Genomic DNA, 23,095 nt, shown 5'->3' with positions numbered 1-23,095 from the left:
GGATATGACTTAACGGAGGCAGACCGTCTAAAGTAAAATAAAAAGTAACTGCTAATTTATACTATTGTGAATAGTAATATTGTTTTGGGAGGCGTATTTCTGTCGGTACATATTTTCGTCAGCCCGGTTAAGTACAGCTTCAACATTAATATCTTCAGGTAACAGGGTGCTTATTCCGACACTGATTGATAATGGTATCATCTGTCCTTCATAAATAAACGGGCTTTCTGATAGCCGCTTTTTGAGCCTTTGTTCGTAGACTTTGGCTTCATCTACATTGACATTAGGCATGATAATACAAAACTCATCGCCGCCATAGCGGCACAAAGTGTCTACACAGCGTGATTCAGACTGACAAATAGAAGCGAAATGACTTAAAGCCTTGTCACCAGCGATATGACCATATTGATCATTAATTTGTTTGAACTTGTTTAGGTCAAGCAATAAAACACAACAAGAGTATCCGTAACGTTGAAACTGATTAAGAGTAGCTTTTAGTGAATCAAAAAGCTTGCTTCGGTTGTATAAGCCGGTTAGGTGATCACGAACAGACAGCTCTTCCAACTTTTTTCACAATCACGTTGTTCAGTAATATCCCGACATATGCAAGCTGCCGTTCTTTCGTTGTCATATAGATAGTCGATAGGATTAATTTTGAGCTGGAATATCCTTGGCTCGTTATTTGGCAGAGAAATCTGTAGCTCAGGAGCAGGGGATAATGTGTACTCAATCGATGTTACTTCATTCCTTGTTTTAAAAGCACTCTCTAAAGCCTGATAAAACATTCCACACGTTTCTTTTGGAAAAATTTCTTCGATGGTACATCCGACAAATTGAGTTGAGTCATGTTCGGACAAACCCGATATTTCAATATAGCGCCCTGATTCTGATACAACAAACACCAGCTCAGGTAGACCTGCAACAAAGCTTTGAAGCAAACGATAATGATAAATATTCATTTTAAGGTGCTAATAACGGGTGCGATAAAAAATAGGATAACCATCACGCTAATAACTTTTTATATTTAAGTCAATGTATTTAAACTAGTAAATTAGCTGTGTTTTTGTATATGAGATTTGCGATGTTATTAAGCTTTTAATGTCGCAGTTTTATTCTATATTGCCAAATATCGGGCCTGGAATCGCTAAGAGCACCTATCGTTTAGTCTCTTCATCGCTTTAACTAAAACTATCTTTTTGTGGTTATGCGAATGAGATACCAGCCTGTGCCCTAGCTTTTGTCAGTATTTGCATTACATCCATAGAGTGTTCTAAAAGCTCATAACACGCTTCGAGTTGGCCTTCAGAATACATTTTCTGGAAGTTACGGAACTCGTACTCCATATGGTTATCGTGGTGGTTCGCGTTGAATACCTGTTTTTTACCATTAATGTCCAGCTCAACACTGTCTGCTACGTTAGGAGCGCTAGCTAATGTCAGGCAGCCTTTCTCCCCTGAATAACGACCTGACCAGGACTGGCTGAATCTTTAGCTCCTGTACAGACGGATATGAATTCCGGGTATTGCATTACAACTACGCCCGACGTATCGATACCATTAAAACCTTTGTTACAGGTGTATTGAATATTTTCAGGCGTACCAAACAGGTAACAACTTAAGTGAATATTGTAGATATTGATATCATATAGAGCGCCGCCGGCTAGAGCGGGATCAAATGCTGGGTGGACATTACCTTCAAGGTACTGGGCATAACGACTTGAAAGTTGCGAATAGTTGCTTTGAACAAACCTCACTGGCCCGATCTTGCTTAAACACTCTTTCATGATCTGCACATTAGGGGAGTGGATATTAGTAATGGCCTCAAACAAAAAACAGTTGTTGCTTTTAGCAACATTAACAAGCTTAGATAACTCTGTGTCATCAGAAGTAAATGGTTTCTCACAGACGACATGTTTACCTGCTTCAAGAGCGTTTAATGCGTATTGGTAATGAAGTTTGTTTGGAATACCCAAATAGATAAAATCTAACGCTGTATCCATGAGCATCTGTTGGTAGTCGGTATATAGCTTTTCAATGCCATACTCGTCACACAGCTTTTTGCCTTTCTCTACGCTGCTTTCTCTAACACACATTGCCTCACAATGTATTTCCTCGATGTTTGAGAGAGCATCAAGGCACCATTCCACTATATTACCAGCGCCGACTATACCTATCTTCATACTAAATCCTTATTTTTGCGTGAATTCACTTAAACATGTGTAAGTGAATATGCATTAAAATAAACGTTCAATCAAGCGAATATAAGTGTTGTTTTGGGTGCTCTTAAGTGATATTAGGTTTATGGATTTAATTTAGTGCAGAATTTAAGTGATTTTGCATGAAGTCGCGTGTTTAACGAGATTATTCAGGTTACACTGGGTCTTCAGACTCAACGGAATACATCAATGACTCAAGAAGAACGCTTAATAGAGCTAGAGGCTCATGTAAAGGACCACGGCAAGGTTACGATAGAAGAGATTTGTCAGAAGTACGATATCTCATACGATTCGGCCCGAAGAGATCTTGTTAAGCTTTCGGCTCGTCCAGGAATTCTTCGTATTCGGGGTGGGGCAATATTGGATGAGAAAAAAGTAAGCCTGCCATTTACTCAGAGGTCTGAATCCAGCCCGGTAAAGCAAAATCTTGCGTCATATGGAGCTTCATTGATTAACGATCACGATATTGTATTTATCGATGCTGGTACGACTTGCGCTTCAGTGGCTCGCTTTCTTGATAAGCCGTCAAGCGTGATTACTAACTCTCTTGAATGTCTTACTGAACTTGTAGATAAAACACACATCAGAAAGTGTGTGTTAGGTGGAATGTTTGATGATTTTTCTCACACCATCTTAGGTGATACCACGGTTGAGCAGATTCAGAAATATCAGGCCAATATCGCTTTTATTGGTGTTAGTGCTTTGTCGGAGGCTGGAATTACTACCGATACTGAGACCGATGCGAATCTTAAGTTAGCAATGGCCAAACGAGCGAAGCGGGTGATTTGCATCACTGAGGACAATAAGTTCAATACCCAATTGATGTTTCAATCTTGTTCCTGGTCGGATATTGATTTCATTGTTACCAATCAGACTCCACCTAAGAACATCGCTAATCAAATGGAATTACACGGGGTTGAGTTAATAGTTGTAAGTGACTAGATAGAGTCTGCTTCGGATCGTTACTACGAATGAAGCTAACTCTACTTAAAATCACAGCAGGTTACTTGTCGATAACCTGCAGTTTTGCGCGGATAAACTCGCTGTGGTCGACATAAAGCAATTCAGCGACTTTTCGTATTACCGCGTCTTCTAAAGGATCGATTACGCCATCAGCGTTTGCGACTTCCCACATAGCGGTTACCAGTTCGAATCGCTTCTCGTGCTCAAGCTCTCTGAGCTGAGAGGTAAAATCGTACAAAGAAGCGGATTGCTTAACCTTTTTTCAGCATCAGCGAGTAACGCTGTTGCTTCAATTTCACTTAAACCTGTAAGATGCTGTATCAGTTTCCGTTTAGCAACCTTTTCTGAATTATCTACTTCATAATCTGCTTTCGACACTTCGCAAAGAAGTGCAGCGATTGCAAGATTGGGGTTATTCAGCTCGTGGTTTGACAGGTCGTTTCCGTCTAGAACCTGTTTAAAAAGATTAGCTATAGATTGAATCATGTGACTACCCGGTTACATCTGGTGTATCAATACATTGTAGCTAATGACACAATTTACAAGTTAATCATTACAAAAATTTACGTTTGCAAACTCTGTTTTCGGGTTTGATCAGATAACAAAAAAGGAGAAAAGAGGTCGATGTACGAATTCGAAGCGGTAACTTTGCTGGCAATGGGAATCTTCTTTCTCGGAAGCTTTGTTCAAAGTGCTATCGGTTTTGGTTTAGCTATTGTAGCTGCGCCTTTGTTATATCAGATTTCTCCTGACTATGTTCCAGCACCTATATGTGTTGCTGGATTTTTTGTTTCCGTAATGAACTCGTTTAAATATCGCCAGGATATCTCGGTAGGTGGATTAAAAACTGCTATTCTTTGGCGAGTTCCAGGTTCTATTGCTGGTGGGTTATTGCTGAGTATTGTCTCCGCTCAGTTTTTATCTCTTTGGCTGGGTGCTTTGGTGCTTATCGCTCTGCTTATCTCATTGCTACCATTCAGGCTTGAACCAACTCCACGAAGAATGGCTGTTGCGGGCTTAATGTCAGGGCTAATGGGGACCAGTTCGGGCATTGGTGGGCCACCAATGGCACTGCTACTTCAACATCAGGAAGCAAATTCATTACGCGGTAACTTATCTGCTTTCTTCCTGTTTAGCTCCGTCTTATCTATCATCGTGCTGGTTGCGATGGGGCACTTCACCATGCACCACCTATATTTGAGTTTACCTTTGCTTCCTGCCGTGTGGTTGGGTTACAGAGTTGCACGCCTCTGTGTCAACAAAATTTCAAAAGAATGGATACGTATCTTTGCGCTGGTTCTCTGTTTTATCAGTGGTACCAGCGCGATTATTCAGGGCGTCTTATAGCAGACTTCTCTGAAGAGGAGCTTAACCAGTCCAACTTTCAGGATCTTCCAATATTTCGACAACTTCTGAGCTGCTTTTCTCATGGCTCATGATAAATAGGCGTAGAAATATTTCTGCTTTGGTTTTTGGAGAATGAGATGCTTCCATTAATGCTTCAATCTTGTCGCGCAGCATATCAATTTCATGTTCTACAAACCCTCTTGCTTCTTCATCGCCGGAATCTTCATCAGGCGCATTATCGAAGCTAAGATGGATTAGCTCATCTTCATAAGATATGTCGATAAGCCGCTCAGGCAGCCATTCTTCACCTGTCACTATTTCAGGATCTTTGTCTTCTGGCAGCATCTCGAGAAAGGCTTTTAGTTCGGATGTTTTCACTTTGTTCTTACTATTAACAATTTTCTCTCTATTTTATCGGTAGATAGGTAGAAAAATTAAGTGTTTATTATCGATGTAGCTCTGAAATCTAGGCATTTTTAGTTCCTATGATACAATCGCCGCAATTTTAAGAGAGAACATAGGTAAGGCTTTGACCAGGTCACAGCAAGGCGAACAAAAAGAACAACAGTCGGTCAATACACCGTCGAAGTTACGCAAGGCACTGAGTGAGTGCATGATTCGTGATCGCTTCCGATTCCAGAAGCGTATTAATGGCGCGAGCAAAATAAAGAATACTGAATCCAGAAATGCAGTTTTTGATGAAATAGCGCTGGATATAGCTAAGTCCATGATGGTGGTACAGGAACGCGCTCAGCACACCCCTGAGATCGAGTACCCGGAAATTCTGCCCGTTAGTCAGAAACGAGATGATATCGCTAAAGCAATTGAAGAGAACCAGGTTATTATTGTTGCAGGTGAAACTGGCTCAGGTAAAACGACACAGCTTCCAAAAATTTGTACCGAGCTAGGGCGTGGTAAGTTTGGCTTAATTGGCCACACTCAGCCAAGAAGACTGGCGGCTCGTTCTGTCGCAAACCGTATTGCGGAAGAAATGCAGACGAAACTGGGTGAGTTTGTTGGCTATAAAGTTCGATTTAACGATCAAATTTCTGATAACACTCAGATTAAACTGATGACGGACGGTATTCTGCTGGCAGAAATACAGCACGACAGATACCTGAATCAATACGATACCATCATTATCGATGAAGCCCACGAGCGCTCATTAAACATTGATTTTATCCTTGGTTACCTTAAAGAGCTGTTGCCGCGTCGTCCTGACTTGAAAGTTATCATCACATCGGCAACCATCGATCCAGAACGTTTTTCAAAGCATTTTAATAACGCTCCAATCATAGAGGTTTCTGGTCGAACTTATCCGGTTGAAACTCGTTATCGCCCGCTGAGCAGCGATGATGCTGACGACAGAGATATGCTGGAAGGCATCTTTGAGGCTGTTGATGAACTATGTGATGAAGGTTTGGGTGATATCCTTATCTTTATGAATGGTGAGCGAGAGATTAGAGATACCGCCGATGCGCTTGGTAAACGAAATCTGCGCGATACCGAGATCGTTCCGCTATACGCAAGGTTGTCTACGGGTGAACAGAACAAGATATTTCAGCCACACGCAGGCAGAAGAATTGTATTAGCGACAAACGTTGCGGAGACATCGCTGACTGTTCCTGGGATAAAGTATGTCATTGATCCTGGTACTGCTAGGATTAGCCGATACAGCTACCGAACAAAAGTACAACGTCTCCCAATTGAACCTGTTTCTCAGGCGAGCGCAAATCAGCGTAAAGGTCGTTGTGGTCGTGTGGAAGAGGGTATCTGTATTCGTCTTTACTCTGAAGACGACTTTTTGTCGCGCCCTGAGTTCACCGATCCAGAAATTCTAAGAACCAATCTGGCTTCCGTTATTCTACAAATGACGGCGTTAGGCCTTGGGGATATTCAGGCATTCCCTTTGTAGAAGCACCTGATAAACGAAATATTCAGGACGGTGTTCGTCTTCTTGAAGAGCTTGGTGCGATTAACGATAAAGCCAAAGATCCTAAGAAGCGCCTGACTGCTATTGGTCGTAAGCTTTCACGTTTGCCAATCGATCCTCGATTGGCAAGAATGGTTATTGAAGCTCCAAAAAATGGCTGCTTGAAAGAGGTGATGATTATCGCCTCCGCGCTATCTATTCAGGATCCAAGAGAAAGACCTTCGGACAAACAGCAGTCATCTGATGATAAACATCGTCGCTTTTTCCATGAAGAATCTGACTTCCTGACATTTGTGAATCTTTGGAACTACATCCAGAAACAACAAAAAGCGCTATCAGGCAACCAGTTCCGCAAGCAGTGTAAACAGGATTACCTGAACTACTTGCGAATCCGTGAGTGGCAGGATGTCTATTTCCAGATTCATCAGGTGATGCGTGAGTTGGATACTAAGCTAAATGATGAACCGGGTAGCTATCAGGGCGTTCATAGTTCGCTATTAGTCGGTCTTCTTTCTCATATCGGTATGAAAGATCAGGAAAAGAACGAATATCAGGGGGCCCGAAATGCGCGTTTCCATATTTTCCCTGCCTCTGGTCTTTTCAAAAAGCAGCCAAAGTGGGTGATTGCTGCGGAATTGGTTGAAACCTCAAAGCTTTGGGGGCGCATTGTTGCCAAGATTCAACCAGAATGGATTGAGCCACTTGCTGCGCACCTTATTAAACGTAGCTACAGTGAACCGCATTGGTCTAAAAAGCGTGCGGCTGTAATGGCGTACGAAAAAGTGACTATCTATGGCATTCCGGTTGTTCCGAAGCGGTTGACCAATTATGGACAGATTGATTCTGTAATAAGCCGTGAGATATTTATCCGCAGTGCAATGGTTGAGGGGGAGTGGGAGACCAAACACCCATTCTTTAAGCAAAATCAGAAGCTATTGCGTGAAGTTGAAGAGCTGGAGCATAAATCCCGTCGTCGTGACATCCTTGTTGATGATGACGATCTGTTTGATTTTTATGATCAAAGAGTCGGAACCGAAGTTGTTTCAGGCAGGCATTTTGATAGCTGGTGGAAGCAAGCATCGAAATCCAATAAAGAGCTACTTAACTTTGAAAAAGAGATGCTGTTTAAAGGGGATGCGAGCCACGTAACAGAGCTTGATTACCCTAACTTCTGGCATCAGGAAGGCTTTAAGCTGAAGCTTAGCTATCAGTTTGAACCTGGTGATGACAACGATGGTGTAACTGTTCATATTCCTCTGCCGATCCTTAACCAGATTGAACCTGCAGGATTTGACTGGCAGATCCCAGGTTTACGTCAGGAGCTTATCGTTTCATTGATTAAGTCGCTACCTAAGCCTATCCGCCGAAATTTTGTCCCGGCACCAAACTATGCCGACGCATTTATGGCGCGTGTAAACGCTATGGAAGCGCCTTTGCTGGATGCTCTTGAGAAAGAACTACGCCGAATGACGGGTGTAGAGGTATTGCGTGAAGACTGGAAGCTAGAACAGGTGCCTGAACACCTAAAAGTAACCTTCCGAGCGGTAGATCATCGAAACAGAAAGCTAAAAGAACACAAAGATCTTTACGAGTTAAAAGAGAGCCTGAAGGACAAAGTCCAAAAGACCCTCTCTCAGGTTGCTGATGATGATATCGAGCAAAAAGATCTGCATACCTGGAGCTTCGGTGAGCTGCCTAAAGTCTATAAACAGAAGAGAGGAGGTTTTGACGTTAAAGCCTTCCCGGCCATTGTAGACAGTAAAGATAGCGTCGAAATTAAGCTTTTTGAAACCGAGCAGGAACAAGAAGTGGCAATGAAAGCAGGGCAGCGCCGTCTGGTACTTCTTAATGTACCATCGCCAATCAAATACTTGCATTCGAACCTGCCAAACAAATCTAAGTTGGGCCTGTACTTCAACCCTTATGGCAAGGTGTTAGATCTGATTGATGACTGTATTGCTTGTGGTGTTGATAAGCTGATTGAAGAAAAGGGCGGAATCGTCTGGCAATCGGAAGAATTTGAAAGCCTTAAAGAGCACGTAAGAGGTGAACTTGGTGATACGGTTGTAGAGATAGCCCAGCAAGTCGAAACCATTCTTACTACTGCCTTCAACATTAATAAGAAGCTAAAGGGTAAAGTAGATTTTACCATGGCGTTTGCGTTGTCTGATATTCAGGCTCAAGTGAAAGGACTCATTTTCAAAGGCTTTGCTACCGAGTGTGGATGGAAGAAGTTGCCGGATATCCTCAGGTACATGCGAGCGATTGAACGTAGGATGGAAAAACTACCGATTGACCCAAATAAAGATCGCTTACATATGTTAAAAATTGAAGCGATCACAAAGGATTACAAAGAGCTTCTCAATAAGATTCCAAAAGGCGTTGCAGTGCCGGAGCCTGTGAAAGAAGTTCGCTGGATGATAGAGGAACTACGGGTCAGCTACTTTGCTCAGCAGCTTGGCACGCCTTATCCGGTCTCGGATAAACGGATTAAAAATGCAATGGATGCACTCTAGGCAAGAATATTGCATAATGTCAGACAAATGACACTATTTGAGGTAAAGCGGTAATGCGTTGCCTCTTTTTAACAACAGAAGGTATGTTATGAAAAAGACACTCTTAGCACTGGCGCTGACAGGTGTAGCAACCACAGCTTCAGCAGACTCACTAGTATACGGTGGTGTTATGTTTGGTCAGTCAGACATGGGTGATGAATCTTCTACCGCGACAAGCCTACATGTGGGTACAGGTATACTCCCGATTATTGGTATAGAAGCGGGTTACACTGATCATGGCTCATTTGATACGCCATTGGTTGGGGATACTGATGTAACTTCAACATTTTTAGCAGTTCGTCCGAGCATAGACTTAGGCCCGCTACATATTTATGCGCGCGGCGGTGTGCATAAGTGGGATTTTGAAAACTCGGCAGTAAAAGATGATGGTACAGACATCATGTACGGCGTGGGAGCAGAGTATTTCTTGTTCGGTCCTCTAGCTGTAGGTGCTGGTTACAACGTGTATCAGCTAAAAGACAGAGAAGACATCAAACAGTTTTCTATCTCTGCAACGATTCACTTCTTATAAGTAATTGGAAAGCCAGCTAAGTTGAAGTGAACCCATATAGTTAGCTGGCTTTCTTATTTAACGTCACAGGCAAGTGACGACCTTCTTAAAAATTTGCTTCAGAAAGACGACCTTTCTCACTCATTTAGAATTACTTGATTTAAGTACGCTAAACTACTTCTATTTTCAGCATATAATATTTCGCATAGAAGACCGTAAATATATTATGGCTAGCTGCTGTTGTATCGCATGGAAAAGCGAAAACTAATGATTAAGATTATTCGACGAAGCCTCAGTTGGTTTGCATTGTTATCTGTTGTACCCCCTGCAACAGGTATGACTAATGAAGTTCAGTTAGAACTGTATACAGATGAGTTTCCTCCGTTGCAGGTTCAAGTAGAGGATAAAGCATATGGCTATGTGGTTGAGTTTTTGAAAGAACTCGTTGCTGATGCATCTAAATCAATGGCCATGTCTATTAACGAAATTCATTTTGTCCCATGGAAAAGAGCTATTAGTGTTTCTGAAACACAGGCAAACGTGCTGTTTTTTTCTATCTCTCGAACACCTTCCAGGGAAGAAAAATATCACTGGATAGGAGAAGTTTCCCCTTACGATATTACTCTATATAAGTACAAAAACGGCCCGAAAATTCAACCACATAACATTGAAGATATTATCGATTATAGGTTTGGCACCCAGGCCGGAGGTTCGTTTCATGAATACCTGATTGAACACGGCGCCAAAGATATTCTGCCAGTTACTTACGGTAGAAGAACCATTAAGTTATTGAAAGCAAATCGAATCGATTACGCACCACTTGTGGCAGAAAGCTTTTATTACCGTATGGAACAATATGGTGAGAATCCCGAAGAGTTTGAGCCAGTCATGAAAATTGACGAACTTTCAAAGAATTTATGGGTGGTAGCGAGCAAGAAAACGTCGCAAGAAGTAGTAGATACTTTGATCGCTTCTTATAAAAACTTAAGAAATAAAGGCGAACTAGAGCGTTTGATTGAAGCATATCACCCACAAAGTGAGATCATGTCGAAATACCGTAAAGTTAAACAGCAAGAAGTCTTAGAATGATAAGTTTGGTTACATTGTTAGGTAGCTGATCGACGATATGCGGTTGTTGGTAGGACTTCCGAGCTCGAGCTACTAGAATGCGGTATGTCCAGTACATCACCTTCTCAGGTGAATGTACTGGACTGAAAATTCGCTACTATTTTAAGTAACGGTTTTCCAAATGATCTTTAAAGAACGATGGATTCAATACGTCTCCAGTCGCTTGTTTAACTAATTCGTCTGTCGTTAATAGGCTACCTTTACTCCAGATATTATCTCTTAGCCAGGTAAAGATCGGTGAAAGGTCACCATTTCGAATCGCACCGTCAACATCTACGGTTGTCTTCATTGCAGCCATAAACTGAGCAGCATACATTGCTCCTAAGGTGTAGGAAGGGAAATATCCAAATGCGCCGTCCGTCCAATGTATGTCCTGCATGCAGCCATTGGTGTAGTTGTCTTTTGTGGTCAAACCAAGGTACGCCTGCATCTTCTGATCCCATAATTCAGGAACATCAGTGTGCTTGATTACGCCATTGATCAAATCGCGCTCAATTTCATAGCGTAGAATTACATGTGCAGGGTAGGTTAGCTCATCAGCGTCTACGCGGATAAAGCCTTTTTCCACTCGAGTATATAGCTTATGGAAGTTTTCCAGAGACAGTACTCTAGGATCTTCTACATTAAAATGCGAGTTAGCTTGGTTTGCCAAATGCTTAATGAACTCATCGCTACGGCCAACTTGCATCTCAAAGAACAGTGACTGGGATTCGTGAATACCCATTGAACGAGCCTCGCCAGACGGCAGCCCCGCCAGTTCTTTGGGTAAACCTTGTTCATAACACGCGTGGCCTGTCTCATGGACAATTCCCATCAGTGATTGACCAAACTCATCTTCGTTGTAACGTGTGGTTAGGCGAACATCAGTGGGTACACCACCACAGAAAGGATGCACACTTTCATCCAGACGACCATGATTGAAATCGAACTGGAGAAGATTCATTACTTCTAAACCAAGCGCTTTCTGTTCAGATACCGGGAACTTGCCTGTTGGCGTGATATAGCTCTCTGCTTTCTGTTTTTCTATAACGTCTTCGATTAAACCTGGTAGCCACTGCTTAACGTCTGCGAAGGTTTTGTTGAGTGATTCGGTTGTTGTTCCTGGCTCGTACAGATCAAGCATAGCGTCATAAGGTGTTGTACCCAGAGATTGAGCGCGAATTTGTGCTTCTTCCTGAGATAGCTTTACCACTTCGGCCCAGTTTTTTCAAAGCCTGTCCAGTCGTTTTCGCCTCGCTGTGAACGCCATGCATGTTCACACTTAGAACCGGCAAGGGATTTTGCCTGAACCAGAGATTCTGGAAGAACATTTGCCTGCTGCCACTGCCTTTGCATCTCGCGTAATGACGCAGATTCTTGGGAAGAAAGCGATTCATCGCGGGCTTCATCGAAAAGTTCGCCAAGCTGAGACTCGGTCATTAACTTATGAATATGGACAGATAACTCCGCCATTGCCTCAGAGCGAGCCTGGTTACCGCCTGCCGGCATCATAGATGCTGCATCCCATCCGCAGATAGCTGACAGGTGATTGAAATGAGAAATCTTTTTGAAATGCTCTGTTAGTTTGTTATATGAGCTCATAATTGTAATCCGTGACATTGTAATTAGAAATGCAGTGTATCAATCTGAAGTAGGTATTGAAAAGAGAAAGAAACGCCATACGAAAATGTAACTTGTGGTTACTGAGGGATATTGATATAACCAACTCAAAGGAGTTGTTATATTTATGATTATTCAAAATTTTGAAGCCTTTCTTATCGCCATCACTGTATTAACACTAACCCCTGGATTAGATACCGCATTAGTCATCAAAAACACGAGTAGGGCAGGGGTAAAGGATGGCTTCGTCACGAGTTTAGGCATTTGTTGTGGTTTATTTGTACATGCATTGCTTTCTGCTATTGGTGTTTCTGCAATATTGTTGCAGTCTGCTGAACTATTCCAGGCGTTAAAGTTGGTAGGTGCTGCGTATCTTATTTGGCTTGGTATTGGGGGCGTTAAATCACTATTTACTAAGGGTGAAAAATTAGAAGTTGGCACACGAAATACTCAGTCATTCAGAGCAAAACGTTCTTTCAGAGAGGGATTTTTGTCGAATGTGCTTAACCCAAAAACAGGGGTGTTTTATCTCGCTTTCTTGCCTCAGTTTATTAATCCTGAGTATTCTCCCTTTATTCAATCAATGCTACTTGCGGCAATCCATTTTGTTATCGCAATGATCTGGCAGTGTTCCCTGTCTGGCGCTCTACATTCTGCAAAACGCTTGTTATCTAGCCCGAAATTTCTCTCCCGTATGGAAGGTATTACAGGTAGTGTTCTGATATTGCTTGGGCTTAAGTTGATAGTCGACGAAGTTGAATTATACTAATTATATAAATGTTAGTTCAGTGATTACGCTGACAAATGATTGGCTTTTAACTGACAATTCAGTTTCATGTAGCAGTATGATTTAGGTAAATCTGAAAGGAGCGAATGGGGATGATGATACTTGTCTATGCGCTCGGCTTTGTCATTTTAAGTACTAGTCTTTACTGGAAAATTCGTCAGGTAAAGCTCAGAAATATTGCTAAAGAGGCTTGTTATCTTCACTTTTACAATCAGCTGGATGAAGCTGAACCAAGTGCTAAACAAGTTGAGGAGCTTAACCAGCAAGTTATTAAAGGGTGGAACGATCCAGTTGAAAGACAATTTATGATATCGCTGGCCCGAAAATATACACATATTAAAGCGGATGAATTGCGGAAAATTGCGATAATGTCTGGTTATGAATGCTAAAAAGGTGCCTGAAATTAAGGCACCTTTTTTATTTAGTAGCTAACGATTTTATTTAGTAGCTAACGATGGTGTTAACCCTGATTTGCATATTCTGTGTGTTCAGAATTGGTCTGCCCGAAAAACAGTTTCGTCTCTTCAATAACAATATGGCGCAGAGCAATTAAACCAATCAGGTTTGGAATCGCCATAAGCCCATTCACAATATCTGCAATTATCCATATCATATCCAGATGAAGAAATGCACCCGAGGCAACCAAAGCCAGGAAGATCACTTTATATGGCAGTACCGCTTTTGTACCGAGCAGGAATACTACACAACGCTCACCATAATAGTTCCAGCCCAGAATTGTCGTAAATGCGAAGAACATTAAGCCAATAGTTACCATCATTGGACCAACAGTTTCAGAGTTTAGGCCAACGGCAAATGCGTGTGTTGTCATAGCCGCACCAGCGAAGTCACTCTGCCAGGCACCTGTCATGATCAAAGCCAAACCGGTCATAGTACAGATGATGATGGTGTCGAAGAATGTACCAGTCATTGAAATAAGACCCTGACGTACACAAGAATCCGTTTTTGCAGCCGCTGCCGCCATTGGAGCAGAACCAAGGCCAGATTCGTTAGAGAACACACCACGCGCTATACCCGATTGAATCGCTAGCATGATGCTTGCACCAAGGAACCCACCTGTCGCAGCCGTTGATGTAAATGCTGAAACAATAACTAGTTCAATTGCATTTAAAAGCTGATCCGCATTTGAAATCAGTACGCTGGCGCATGCAGCTACATAAAATACAGCCATTGCAGGTACCACTTTACCCGCTACGTTAGCAATAGACTTGATACCACCAATTGTCACTGCCGCAACCAAAAGCGTAAGCACAACCGCTGATGTATTACGAGAAACACCAAAAGAGATCTCGGATGCATCAAGAATCGCATTAACCTGTGGGAAAGTACCAATACCAAAGCAAGCCACACCTAGTGCAGAAATCGCGAAGAAAATCGCTAACGCTTTTGAACCAACGCCGTATTGTAGGTAGTACATTGGTCCGCCGACCATCTGGCCTTTGTCATCGGTCTTGCGGTATTTAACTGCTAGTAGACATTCAGCGTACTTAGTTGCCATACCAAATAGTGCAGCAAGCCACATCCAGAACAACGCGCCAGGGCCACCCAGTTTGATTGCAGTGGCAACACCAACAATGTTGCCTGTACCGATTGTTGCAGATAGAGCAGTACACAGTGCAGCAAAGCTTGAAACATCGCCTTTTGATTTGTCGTTATTAGATTTTGAAAAAACAAACTTCAACGCAGTGGGAAGGTGTCGAAACTGGAGTAAGCCTAAGCTAAAAGTGAAATAAACACCGGTGCCGACCAATAGGATTAGTAGTGGTGGTCCCCAAACAAAGCTGTCTATGGTTTGAAGTAAAGATTGGATATCGTTCATGTATTCCCCTTAATAAAACAAAATATTTAAGGAGAAGCGGGAAAGGACGGTTAATAAATGTATTAACCAGAAAGCGCTACGTGCGCCAAATATACGAAATGTATAGTCAGATCTTTCCACTCCTCTGTCCTTTTTACCTGAGAGTTTCACCCGGTTAAAATTAACCAGACTTGCTCCTTCGGCGGTCGATTTAACGACTCTCTCCAGAGGCTTCTCCAACTACAGTCCCCGCGAATTGCTTCGCACCTGAAAGATTTACTTCTTCGGCGATATTTTGTTACCTATTCTTAACAAGAATAGAGTTCAAAACACCTTCTCCTGTAGCCTTCATCGAAACAAACAACTGCAAATTAGTGATATGCAGTTATTCTGTGCCGGGGGATTTTACACAAAAAAATTTGTTTGTCATCACAGTTTTTGATGAGTGCCTAATAATTCATCATTTGCGAACAATTTAGCCGCCAATTGACGTAAAAGACTCTTTTAAATGCTATAAATATAAATAGTTAGGAGGATCTATGACTCGATTGTTAGCAATAGCGACGCTACTAGCGTTAGCCGTTCTTCTGTTTAAATACAGAACCAACGAAAAAGTACAACGTGGTGTAGTGATATCTGCGATTATTGGCCTTGCAGTTTATACGGTAATTGTCGTTTTTAGCGAACTTATGCGTTAAGAAGTGATTTCGGAGAGTTGAGTGAACAAAGAAAATGATGCATTGAACGATGAAGATGATGTTGTAGTCATTGAAGAGCGTGATAAGCATACGATTTTATATATTGCTTTGGCGGCTGTACTAGGTATAGCGCTTGGTGGTTTAGTCGGTTCGGTTGTGACTAAGGGCAAGTGGGAATCTGCTTATCAGAACCTTGAAAATCAAGTCAAGGAGCTGGAGGAAGCGAAATCACAGGTCGTTGTTCAGGTAGAAAAGAAAGCTGCACAAATAGATACCGAGGTCGAGTCTAGGCTAACGGCTAAACTAGAACAGGAACGAAAACAATATAGCCAGCATCTAGAAGAATCTCAGGGAATGGTGACCGAGCTGGAAAAGGTAAATCTGGATCTTGAATCTCAAATAGCCGATTTGAAAGGGAAGTTACAGGCGTCCGAAAAACAGGTATCTGACCTCAATAAGCAAGGGGAGATGCAGTCCATTGTTTTAGAGCGTTCCAGAGAGCTATTCCAACGTGAACTAACTGTTAAGCAAGAGCTTGATAAGTTACAGCGCGAACGAGAAGAGATCCTTCCTAAATTAGAACGCTACAAAAAAGAGTGCGATAGCTATCTTGAGGGTAAGTCATGGGATGCAACCAAGAAATCTTGTGATCAGCAGGATGAAGCTAACTCGAATCTATCTCAAATCGATCAAATGATTGAAGTGCATAAACTGGATTTACTGGAGATTCAGAAAATCGCAGACTCTGTTGGGATCTAAATAAACTAAAACCTGAGATCCCTGCCTCCGCAGGGATGACGAGTCTTATCAATAAAAGCTGGTTATTCCGGCTCGATTTGTTTTAAGGATTTTTTGTACGTAATTAGCGCAATTAGCCCCCAAATGGAGACTAATCCCCACATGTGAACCACTTTTGGTAGCACTTCAGAAATCGACGCCCCCATTTGGTTTACGACCAGAAAAGACTGAATCGCTAGTGTTGAAGGGAAGCACTCAGATAACCACACCATAACCTTCGGCAGACTCTCTATAGGCCAGATAAAACCAGCACTAAATACTAATGGCATAGAACTGATTAATACCACAACGGTTACCAGTTCACGCCTTGGCAAAATCGCTCCAAGGAACACCCCAATAAATACCGAGGCTATGGTAAATGGAGCCAGCAAAAACAGAATGGTTCCCGGTTCTGACAGTCGAGCAATATGGTAAAAATCGAAGCTGAATCCCATGTAATACATGGCTAAAAAGTAATAGATAACAGTGAATATTACCGTTCTTACAAGAATAACCGAAAGTGGCGATGCCTTACTCCAATATCCGGTTCCGTACTTTTGAGAGCCACCCAAAATCCCGACGCCCATAATGAGCGTCTGTTGTAATATCAGAACGAATACTGCCGGTACAACGTAACTAACATAACCCACCGTTGGGTTAAAGGTTGGTTTCAGGTTACCCGAGATAGCGGAATGGTGAGAAGCCGCTACAGAAACAGATTCACCATCCATAAGTAACCGGCTAACTCTTGCTTGCGCTGCTAATGTTCCTGTAGCTCTTGATAAGCCTTCTACGATAGTGCCATAAACCAGAAAGTAAGACGCATCGCCAGCGTAGGAGACAACAGGGGCCTTTCCTAACAATAGGTCTTTGTAAAAGTGGCGCGGGATGACAAAAATACCGCTCACTTCACCGGCAAGAAATTGCTGTTTTGCTTCTTCAACGGAGTAACTACGTTGCACAATTTCAATTTGTGGCGTTGCATTGACCATCCGCTCCAACTGCCTGCTTACCGAGCTGTTATCCAGGTTAACGACGGTAACTCTCTGTTCACGAGGTGTTTGATGAGAATATGGTAGAGGGTAAAGAATGGAGTAAAATAATACTCCACCAAAGATGGTCAGCAATATGACCGGATTGGTGAAAATGGCTTTTAGCTCGTCCCGAAAAATAGCAAACAGGTTCATTATTTCCCCTCCATAGCCATTTGCGCTTTGCTCAAATGCTTTTTGCCAAGCAGAGAAACAAGCAGAAACGGAACCAGATACCACATCATAGGGACTAATCCTTCGATAGTTTGCCAGCTGGTGACGCCGTAACTACTTTGTGCGATTTGAGCCTCAATATAGTGACTGGCAGGAAGCAGACTACGCCAAATTTGCGCCGCGCTTCCCATATCCGATACAGGGAATGTGACGCCTAAAAACGCGAAGCTCGGTGCGGTGAAAGCGCCTGCAAAACTCATTGCTCTTGCTGCATCTAAGGTAAGGAAAAAGAAAAAGCTCCCCATCACCATACAAGCGACAACCGTTACCAGTTGAGCAAAAAGTATTGCAACGATACTGCCGTTATTTGGCCAGTTGAGCCCGTAATAGAAAATTGTCACGTACAACACACCCTGTATAAGGAAAAAGGGTAGGTAGAACGAGCAAATATTCGTGACCGAACGTAGCACACCTGACTTAAGCATGGTATTAAGGCCATAAATTCTGTGATTTGCTGCGAGGGCGAGAATGGTACTTACCACTATCAGTATCTGCCAGATAGTAGGTACGGCCGCACCGACAAGAAACTGATTGTAGTTGGTGTTTTTATTGAACAACGGGGTAATCTGATTCTGAATGGTGACTGAACGTCCTAACGCGCTGGAAGTTGTACTATTACCCTCAGAAAGTGCTCTAATGGTACCAACTTGAGCATTAAAAGTACCAATCACTGTTGAAGTAGCACCACTAATTAAGCGGCCGACAAGAATATACTGGCTGTTATAGAAGACAGAAACCTGAGGTTGTTGGCCTTTGTACACATCTTTGCTGAACTCATTCGGGATCACAACAAACCCATAGATTGCGTTGTTGCGCATCGCAACTTTGGCTTCATCTGGGCTAGAGAAATAGTCAGTAACTTTTAACGTCGATGTGGCATCGAGCTCCCGAATTAACATACGGCTTAGTTGCGTATTGTCGTTCGTTACTACACCAAAAGGCAGATCCCTGGCAATATTGGTAGAGAAAATCGCCCAGATCATAGCGGCAACCAATACTGGTACAACGGTGATACAGGCGAGTAGCCACCAGTCATTTTTTAATACATGCAATTGAGAGAGCGAGCGGCTATTCATGATTACAGCTCAACCGCTACGCTCATGCCAATTCGTAACCCTTCAGATGCATCCACAGGTCGCGCTTCTACTTCAAACGTGCGCAGATCAAATCCTTGAGTAGCATCTGTTGAACGCCATGTTGCGAAATTACCCATCACTGAAATATGACTGACTTTAAATTTGATATTCTTATCTAAAGCGGGGACAAACGCTTCGAATTCTTCGCCTTTAGGAAAGTGCTTTAGCAGATCTTCACGAATATTGAAGACAGCCCAGGCATCGTTCAGATCAACAACGGTAACGACAGGGAAGCCTTGAGGAGCGAGTTCTCCGCCGTTAAGCAGAACCTGTGACACCTCTCCGTTAAACCAGCTTTTTATCTGTGTATCTTCAGCATAGGCTTCTACTTCGGCAACTCGACCCGCAGCAACTTTGGCTCTGTCACTTGCTGCCTTAATGGTTTCACTTCGTGCGCCTTCTTGCGCCATTTCAAACATTTGATAAGTAGCACTTTCTGTATATTTCGCTGCTTGCCACTGAGTCTGTGCCTCATCTCTACGTTGTTCAGCGACTACGCCATCTTTATATAGCGCATCTACGCGTTGGAAGGTTTTTTCAGCTAGCTTTGTTGCGGCTTTTGCTTTTTCCCACTGATCTTTCGCTGCGCGAATCTGTTGATCTCGCGCTCCATTTTCTGCTTCCTGTGCCAGTGCACTCGCAGCTTCTTTACCAGCTATCGCCTGTTCAAGGCGTGCATTTATTTCCGGGCTGTATATCGTGAAAACTAAATCGCCCTGTTTAACCTGATCACCTTTGTGAACCAGAACCTCATCGATTCGACCAGCTACTTTTGAAGAGATACTGTATTGTTGTGCCTCGATTTGCCCTTGTAAGCGAATAGGCTGTGGCTGATAGGCTTCGTAAAAGCTATATCCAATCCAACCAGCGACAGCGATACCTGCAACAGCAAGTACGGAAGATTTTACAGCGCTCATAGTTTCTCCTTATTGTTGCTGTTTAGGTTTGCGTCAATTGAGTAGTTTTGGAATGTGTCCATTTGACCAGACATGGCTAACAAGCCGTTAAGCGCGATCAGGTAGTTAAATTTAGCGACAAGTTGCTGTGTCTCTATTTGTGCCATGTACAGTTCAGCGTCAACAACATCAAGTGATGTTGATAACCCCTGGCTAAATGCTTTGCTTCGAAGTTTCAGGTTCTCTTGGGCTAGTGTCAGGCTCGACTCAAGTCCTGTGACTTCTTGTTGCGCTTGCTCAGCCTGGAAGTAGGTTTTCTTTACCAACACAGTGAGATCCTGGTTTGCCTGAGCTTTGAGGTGGTTCACTTGTAACAGGGTAGATTTTGCAGCTTGAACATTTTCACCACGGCCTGAGTTATCTATCAGAGGAATATTCACTCCTACACCAACTAACCAGTCTGGGGTCATTTTATTGGCGAGCTCTTCACCTTCATAAAGGGTGTAGTTACCGTAAAGATAAACTTCTGGGTAGTAAGCCCCTTTTTCTACTTTGATTAAGTTATTGGCCTGTTTTTCTTTAGCAGCTAACAGGTCGAGGCCAGGATAGGTAGCAAGGGTTTGATCGATAAATAGATCAAGCGGAGGAAGGGTAGCGTTAACAAATAAATTAGTGTCCGGGGAAACCATGCTCTGCTGATTAAGAATTTCAGTCAGCGCTGATTGAGCAATTTCCAGATCTTTCTCTGCAGACTTTCTTTGAACAACAGCATGATCGAGCGATGCTTCCGCCTGAAGGCGTTCGACCTTAGCAATTTGTCCTTGTTGCTGCAATTTCTCTGCGAACTCAAGATGTTTACTAAGCCCTTTTTCTACCTTTTTCCTTGTCTCTACAACGGATTCTGCCAACACAACGCTAAAATAGTAACGGGCCAGATCACGGTATCTTTGCATGGTTTCCATCGCCAGATTTGCTCTGGCTTCATCTGTTTGGCCCGAAGCAATTTGCTGAGCAGAAGAGATTCTCCCACCAGTATAAATTGGCCACACCGCACGGACAGATGAATTAAAAATATCACGTTCAGCGATAGTAGAGGTTGGGTCACCTGAAATTGAAAATCCCATACCTGATAAACTGGTCAACAGGTGCGAAATACTTGCAGCACTATTTGCATCAAGGCTTTCTACAAGGTCACTTCCAGAGAGAGTAACATCTTTGTCTAGACGGGTGTATGTAGCCCCAAGAGTAACCGTTGGATAGTTAAGGCTATCGCTGGCTTTCTCTTTTTGTTTATAGCGATCAACGTTGGCTTTTTGTGCTGCAATGGAATTGTTTTTTTGCTGCAGTACCTGCCATGCGTCACTAAAGCTGATGGGTTGGGCATTGGCGTTAGTAAACATTCCTGAAAGCAAAATAGCGAGTATGCTGGATCTGAATTTATTCTCTATCATCTCTATTCGCTGAATAAATGAAAATTTAGCTAGAGTATATACTCTAATTTATTGTGCTATCAATTTATTACTCCATTTATTAGATCTGATTACGCTTTTTAAAAATTGTAAACAGATTACACAGACATAGTTATCGATATTTTGTCGACAATTTTTCTTTATAACTATTTGTTGCTGATTTGTAACGTATTTATTCCCAGCAAACAAGTGGTTCCATGCCGTTAACGTTGCTGAACCGTATTAGACATTGGTAGTAATTGTCGACAATTTACTTGTCATTAGTATCTTCACTAGGCTAATTTACGTACATAACGGTTACATTGTTAACATTTATGTAAAGAGGAATGAGTCAGGTGAGCAATATTGTCGACAAAGTAGACTTCAAGACGTCAGACAAAGAAGGGACTAAGTCTCATAACCTGACTGAGTATCTTGTAGAAGCAATCGTAGAAGGGGATTTGCCTTCCGGAGCTAAAATCTCTGAACCTGAACTGGCTAAAAAACTTGGGGTGAGCCGCGGACCATTACGTGAAGCCATGATGCGCCTTGAAGGTTTAGGATTGATTGAACGTATTCCTCATGTGGGTGCACGCGTTATTTCGTTATCACAAGAGCATCTTTGCGAACTGTACGCCGTTCGTGAATCACTTGAAGGGATGGCAGCACGCCTAGCCGCGCGTTTTATTTCAAAAGAAGAAGTTAGTCAGCTAGAAGCCCTTCTTGAAACCCACTCCAAACACATCGATGAAGTTGAAGGCAAATCCTACATCCACCAACAGGGTAACTTTGACTTCCATTACCAAATCATAAAAGCGAGTCGTAACACCAAACTTGTTTCGCTGTTGTGCGACGAGCTCTATCACTTACTGAGAATGTATCGCTACCAGTCTCCATCTACGCACTCTAGGCCATCTCACGCTCTGGATGAACATCGCATGATTCTGAATGCGATTAAAAACCGGGATGAAGAGTTGGCTGAGTTACTGATGAGAAGACACATATCAGGTAGCCAAATCCTAATTGAACAACAGATGAAAACTGCAAAGGAGAATGCGTCATGAGTCCGGGGAAAAATTCAGAGCTGCTGTGCAAGAAAACGATCCTCTACAAATTGTCGGCACCGTAAACCCGTATTGCGCCATGATGGCAAAGAACGTCGGGCATCAGGCTATCTATCTATCCGGCGGCGGTATTGCAAACGCTTCATATGGTCTGCCTGATCTTGGAATCACCACTTTGAACGATGTTCTTGTAGATGTTGACCGAATTACCAACGCTTGTGATCTGCCATTAATGGTGGATATCGATACCGGTTTTGGTGGTGCGTTTAATATTGCCCGAACAATTAAAGCGATGGAGAAAGCCGGTGCTGCTGCAGTTCATATGGAAGATCAGGTAGCACAAAAACGCTGTGGACACAGGCCAAACAAAGCGATCGTAAGCCAAGAAGAGATGGTTGATCGTGTAAAAGCAGCAGTAGACGCAAGAAATGATAGCGATTTTGTGATTATGGCGCGTACCGATGCATTAGCGGTTGAAGGAATAGATTCTGCTATAGAACGTGCAATTGCTTGTATTGAAGCAGGTGCTGACATGATTTTCCCTGAAGCGATGACAGAGCTAGAACAATACCAAAAGTTCTCATCTGCACTTCAGTCTGCAACGGGTAAACATGTTCCGATTTTGGCAAACATTACTGAGTTTGGTCAAACACCCTTATACGGTGGTGAAGAGTTAGCAGCTCACGGCGTTGATATGGTGCTTTACCCGTTAAGTGCTTTCCGGGCGATGAACAAAGCTGCAGAAATGGTCTATCAGCACTTACTCGACACCGGAAATCAGGAAGCAATGGTACCGCATATGCAGACTCGTAAAGAGCTCTATGCGCACCTTAATTATCACGACTACGAAGATAAGCTGGATCAGCTTTTCTCACAAAAATAATAAACATTAATAAATTAAACCAATACGTAAAACAACGCAGTAAGAGAGCTGCAAATACTGGAAAAGGAGTTCGT

At 42.7% G+C, this 23,095-nt stretch carries 20 protein-coding genes, 3 pseudogenes and 1 riboswitch; of the genes and pseudogenes, 11 read left to right on the top strand and 12 right to left on the bottom strand.

Going from position 1 to position 23,095, the window contains the following annotated elements:
- Positions 1 to 51: 51 nt before the first annotated feature.
- From P7F88_RS19740 to P7F88_RS19725, 4 genes are all read right to left on the bottom strand, one after another.
- On the bottom strand, positions 52 to 564 hold the full coding sequence (locus P7F88_RS19740) for a GGDEF domain-containing protein (RefSeq protein WP_277827551.1): 513 nt from the start codon (positions 562 to 564) through the stop codon (positions 52 to 54).
- Positions 534 to 959 carry a PAS domain-containing protein gene (locus P7F88_RS19735; RefSeq protein WP_277827549.1) on the bottom strand — a complete coding sequence of 142 codons (426 nt, stop codon included), beginning with the start codon at positions 957 to 959 and terminating at the stop codon, positions 534 to 536. Before P7F88_RS19735 ends, P7F88_RS19740 begins: the two co-directional genes overlap by 31 nt.
- 243 nt (positions 960 to 1,202) lie before the next feature.
- A complete protein-coding gene (locus P7F88_RS19730) occupies positions 1,203 to 1,343 on the bottom strand; it encodes a hypothetical protein (protein WP_277827547.1) in 141 nt (46 codons plus the stop codon).
- A gap of 92 nt (positions 1,344 to 1,435) precedes the next feature.
- Positions 1,436 to 2,179 carry a Gfo/Idh/MocA family protein gene (locus P7F88_RS19725; protein WP_277827545.1) on the bottom strand — a complete coding sequence of 248 codons (744 nt, stop codon included), beginning with the start codon at positions 2,177 to 2,179 and terminating at the stop codon, positions 1,436 to 1,438.
- A gap of 168 nt (positions 2,180 to 2,347) precedes the next feature.
- Here P7F88_RS19725 and P7F88_RS19720 point away from each other — a divergent pair, with 168 nt between their 5' ends.
- Positions 2,348 to 3,157 carry a DeoR/GlpR family DNA-binding transcription regulator gene (locus P7F88_RS19720; RefSeq protein WP_277827543.1) on the top strand — a complete coding sequence of 270 codons (810 nt, stop codon included), beginning with the start codon at positions 2,348 to 2,350 and terminating at the stop codon, positions 3,155 to 3,157.
- A 61-nt stretch (positions 3,158 to 3,218) separates the two neighbouring features.
- On the opposite strand, the pseudogene P7F88_RS19715 reads toward P7F88_RS19720, so the two are convergent.
- Positions 3,219 to 3,664: pseudogene (locus P7F88_RS19715) on the bottom strand (tellurite resistance TerB family protein).
- A 138-nt stretch (positions 3,665 to 3,802) separates the two neighbouring features.
- On the opposite strand from P7F88_RS19715, the gene P7F88_RS19710 reads away from it, so the two are divergent.
- Positions 3,803 to 4,525 (top strand): sulfite exporter TauE/SafE family protein, encoded by a 723-nt coding sequence (locus P7F88_RS19710; RefSeq protein WP_422128274.1) that lies wholly within the window; start codon positions 3,803 to 3,805, stop codon positions 4,523 to 4,525.
- Between the two features lie 21 nt (positions 4,526 to 4,546).
- On the opposite strand, the gene P7F88_RS19705 is transcribed toward P7F88_RS19710, so the two are convergent.
- On the bottom strand, positions 4,547 to 4,903 hold the full coding sequence (locus P7F88_RS19705) for a VC1380 family protein (protein WP_277827541.1): 357 nt from the start codon (positions 4,901 to 4,903) through the stop codon (positions 4,547 to 4,549).
- Positions 4,904 to 5,138: 235 nt separating this feature from the next.
- On the opposite strand from P7F88_RS19705, the pseudogene hrpA reads away from it, so the two are divergent.
- From hrpA to P7F88_RS19690, 3 genes and pseudogenes are all read left to right on the top strand, one after another.
- Positions 5,139 to 8,974: pseudogene (hrpA, locus tag P7F88_RS19700) on the top strand (ATP-dependent RNA helicase HrpA).
- Between the two features lie 88 nt (positions 8,975 to 9,062).
- On the top strand, positions 9,063 to 9,545 hold the full coding sequence (locus tag P7F88_RS19695) for an outer membrane beta-barrel protein (protein WP_277827539.1): 483 nt from the start codon (positions 9,063 to 9,065) through the stop codon (positions 9,543 to 9,545).
- Positions 9,546 to 9,791: 246 nt separating this feature from the next.
- Positions 9,792 to 10,613 carry a substrate-binding periplasmic protein gene (locus P7F88_RS19690; RefSeq protein ID WP_277827537.1) on the top strand — a complete coding sequence of 274 codons (822 nt, stop codon included), beginning with the start codon at positions 9,792 to 9,794 and terminating at the stop codon, positions 10,611 to 10,613.
- 136 nt (positions 10,614 to 10,749) lie between these two features.
- Here the strand turns inward: P7F88_RS19690 and P7F88_RS19685 are convergent.
- Positions 10,750 to 12,233, bottom strand: a pseudogene (locus P7F88_RS19685) (carboxypeptidase M32).
- 145 nt (positions 12,234 to 12,378) lie between these two features.
- On the opposite strand from P7F88_RS19685, the gene P7F88_RS19680 reads away from it, so the two are divergent.
- Complete coding sequence (locus P7F88_RS19680; protein ID WP_277827535.1) at positions 12,379 to 13,020, top strand: LysE family translocator; 642 nt, start codon at positions 12,379 to 12,381, stop codon at positions 13,018 to 13,020.
- A gap of 110 nt (positions 13,021 to 13,130) precedes the next feature.
- A complete protein-coding gene (locus tag P7F88_RS19675; RefSeq protein ID WP_277827533.1) occupies positions 13,131 to 13,427 on the top strand; it encodes a hypothetical protein in 297 nt (98 codons plus the stop codon).
- Positions 13,428 to 13,498: 71 nt separating this feature from the next.
- On the opposite strand, the gene P7F88_RS19670 is transcribed toward P7F88_RS19675, so the two are convergent.
- Positions 13,499 to 14,875, bottom strand: coding sequence for an alanine/glycine:cation symporter family protein (locus P7F88_RS19670; RefSeq protein ID WP_277827531.1), 1,377 nt, complete (start codon positions 14,873 to 14,875; stop codon positions 13,499 to 13,501).
- A gap of 114 nt (positions 14,876 to 14,989) precedes the next feature.
- Positions 14,990 to 15,092, bottom strand: a riboswitch (glycine riboswitch).
- A 301-nt stretch (positions 15,093 to 15,393) separates the two neighbouring features.
- Between P7F88_RS19670 and P7F88_RS19665 the strand changes: the two genes are divergently transcribed.
- On the top strand, positions 15,394 to 15,552 hold the full coding sequence (locus P7F88_RS19665) for a hypothetical protein (RefSeq protein WP_277827529.1): 159 nt from the start codon (positions 15,394 to 15,396) through the stop codon (positions 15,550 to 15,552).
- A 21-nt stretch (positions 15,553 to 15,573) separates the two neighbouring features.
- Entirely contained in the window at positions 15,574 to 16,311 is a 738-nt protein-coding gene (locus tag P7F88_RS19660; protein ID WP_277827527.1) for a chromosome partitioning protein ParA, read from the top strand.
- 62 nt (positions 16,312 to 16,373) lie between these two features.
- Here the strand turns inward: P7F88_RS19660 and P7F88_RS19655 are convergent, their stop codons facing one another.
- Genes P7F88_RS19655 through P7F88_RS19640 form a run of 4 tightly spaced genes read right to left on the bottom strand, consistent with a single transcriptional unit; the run spans position 16,374 to position 21,026 of the window.
- Entirely contained in the window at positions 16,374 to 17,516 is a 1,143-nt protein-coding gene (locus P7F88_RS19655) for an ABC transporter permease (RefSeq protein ID WP_277827525.1), read from the bottom strand.
- Positions 17,516 to 18,670 carry an ABC transporter permease gene (locus P7F88_RS19650; protein ID WP_277827523.1) on the bottom strand — a complete coding sequence of 385 codons (1,155 nt, stop codon included), beginning with the start codon at positions 18,668 to 18,670 and terminating at the stop codon, positions 17,516 to 17,518. The genes P7F88_RS19655 and P7F88_RS19650 overlap by 1 nt, the downstream gene beginning before the upstream one ends.
- A 2-nt stretch (positions 18,671 to 18,672) precedes the next feature.
- Positions 18,673 to 19,647 carry an HlyD family secretion protein gene (locus tag P7F88_RS19645; protein ID WP_277827521.1) on the bottom strand — a complete coding sequence of 325 codons (975 nt, stop codon included), beginning with the start codon at positions 19,645 to 19,647 and terminating at the stop codon, positions 18,673 to 18,675.
- Entirely contained in the window at positions 19,644 to 21,026 is a 1,383-nt protein-coding gene (locus tag P7F88_RS19640; protein ID WP_277829234.1) for a TolC family protein, read from the bottom strand. Before P7F88_RS19640 ends, P7F88_RS19645 begins: the two co-directional genes overlap by 4 nt.
- 395 nt (positions 21,027 to 21,421) lie before the next feature.
- Here P7F88_RS19640 and P7F88_RS19635 point away from each other — a divergent pair, with 395 nt between their 5' ends.
- On the top strand, positions 21,422 to 22,138 hold the full coding sequence (locus tag P7F88_RS19635; protein WP_422128270.1) for a GntR family transcriptional regulator: 717 nt from the start codon (positions 21,422 to 21,424) through the stop codon (positions 22,136 to 22,138).
- Positions 22,128 to 23,021 carry a methylisocitrate lyase gene (gene prpB, locus P7F88_RS19630; protein WP_277827517.1) on the top strand — a complete coding sequence of 298 codons (894 nt, stop codon included), beginning with the start codon at positions 22,128 to 22,130 and terminating at the stop codon, positions 23,019 to 23,021. Before P7F88_RS19635 ends, prpB begins: the two co-directional genes overlap by 11 nt.
- The last annotated feature ends 74 nt before the right edge of the window (positions 23,022 to 23,095 follow it).

This window comes from Vibrio hannami, assembly GCF_029589055.1.
GTDB lineage: Bacteria > Pseudomonadota > Gammaproteobacteria > Enterobacterales > Vibrionaceae > Vibrio > Vibrio hannami.
This window is presented reverse-complemented; position numbering and strand designations above follow the sequence as displayed.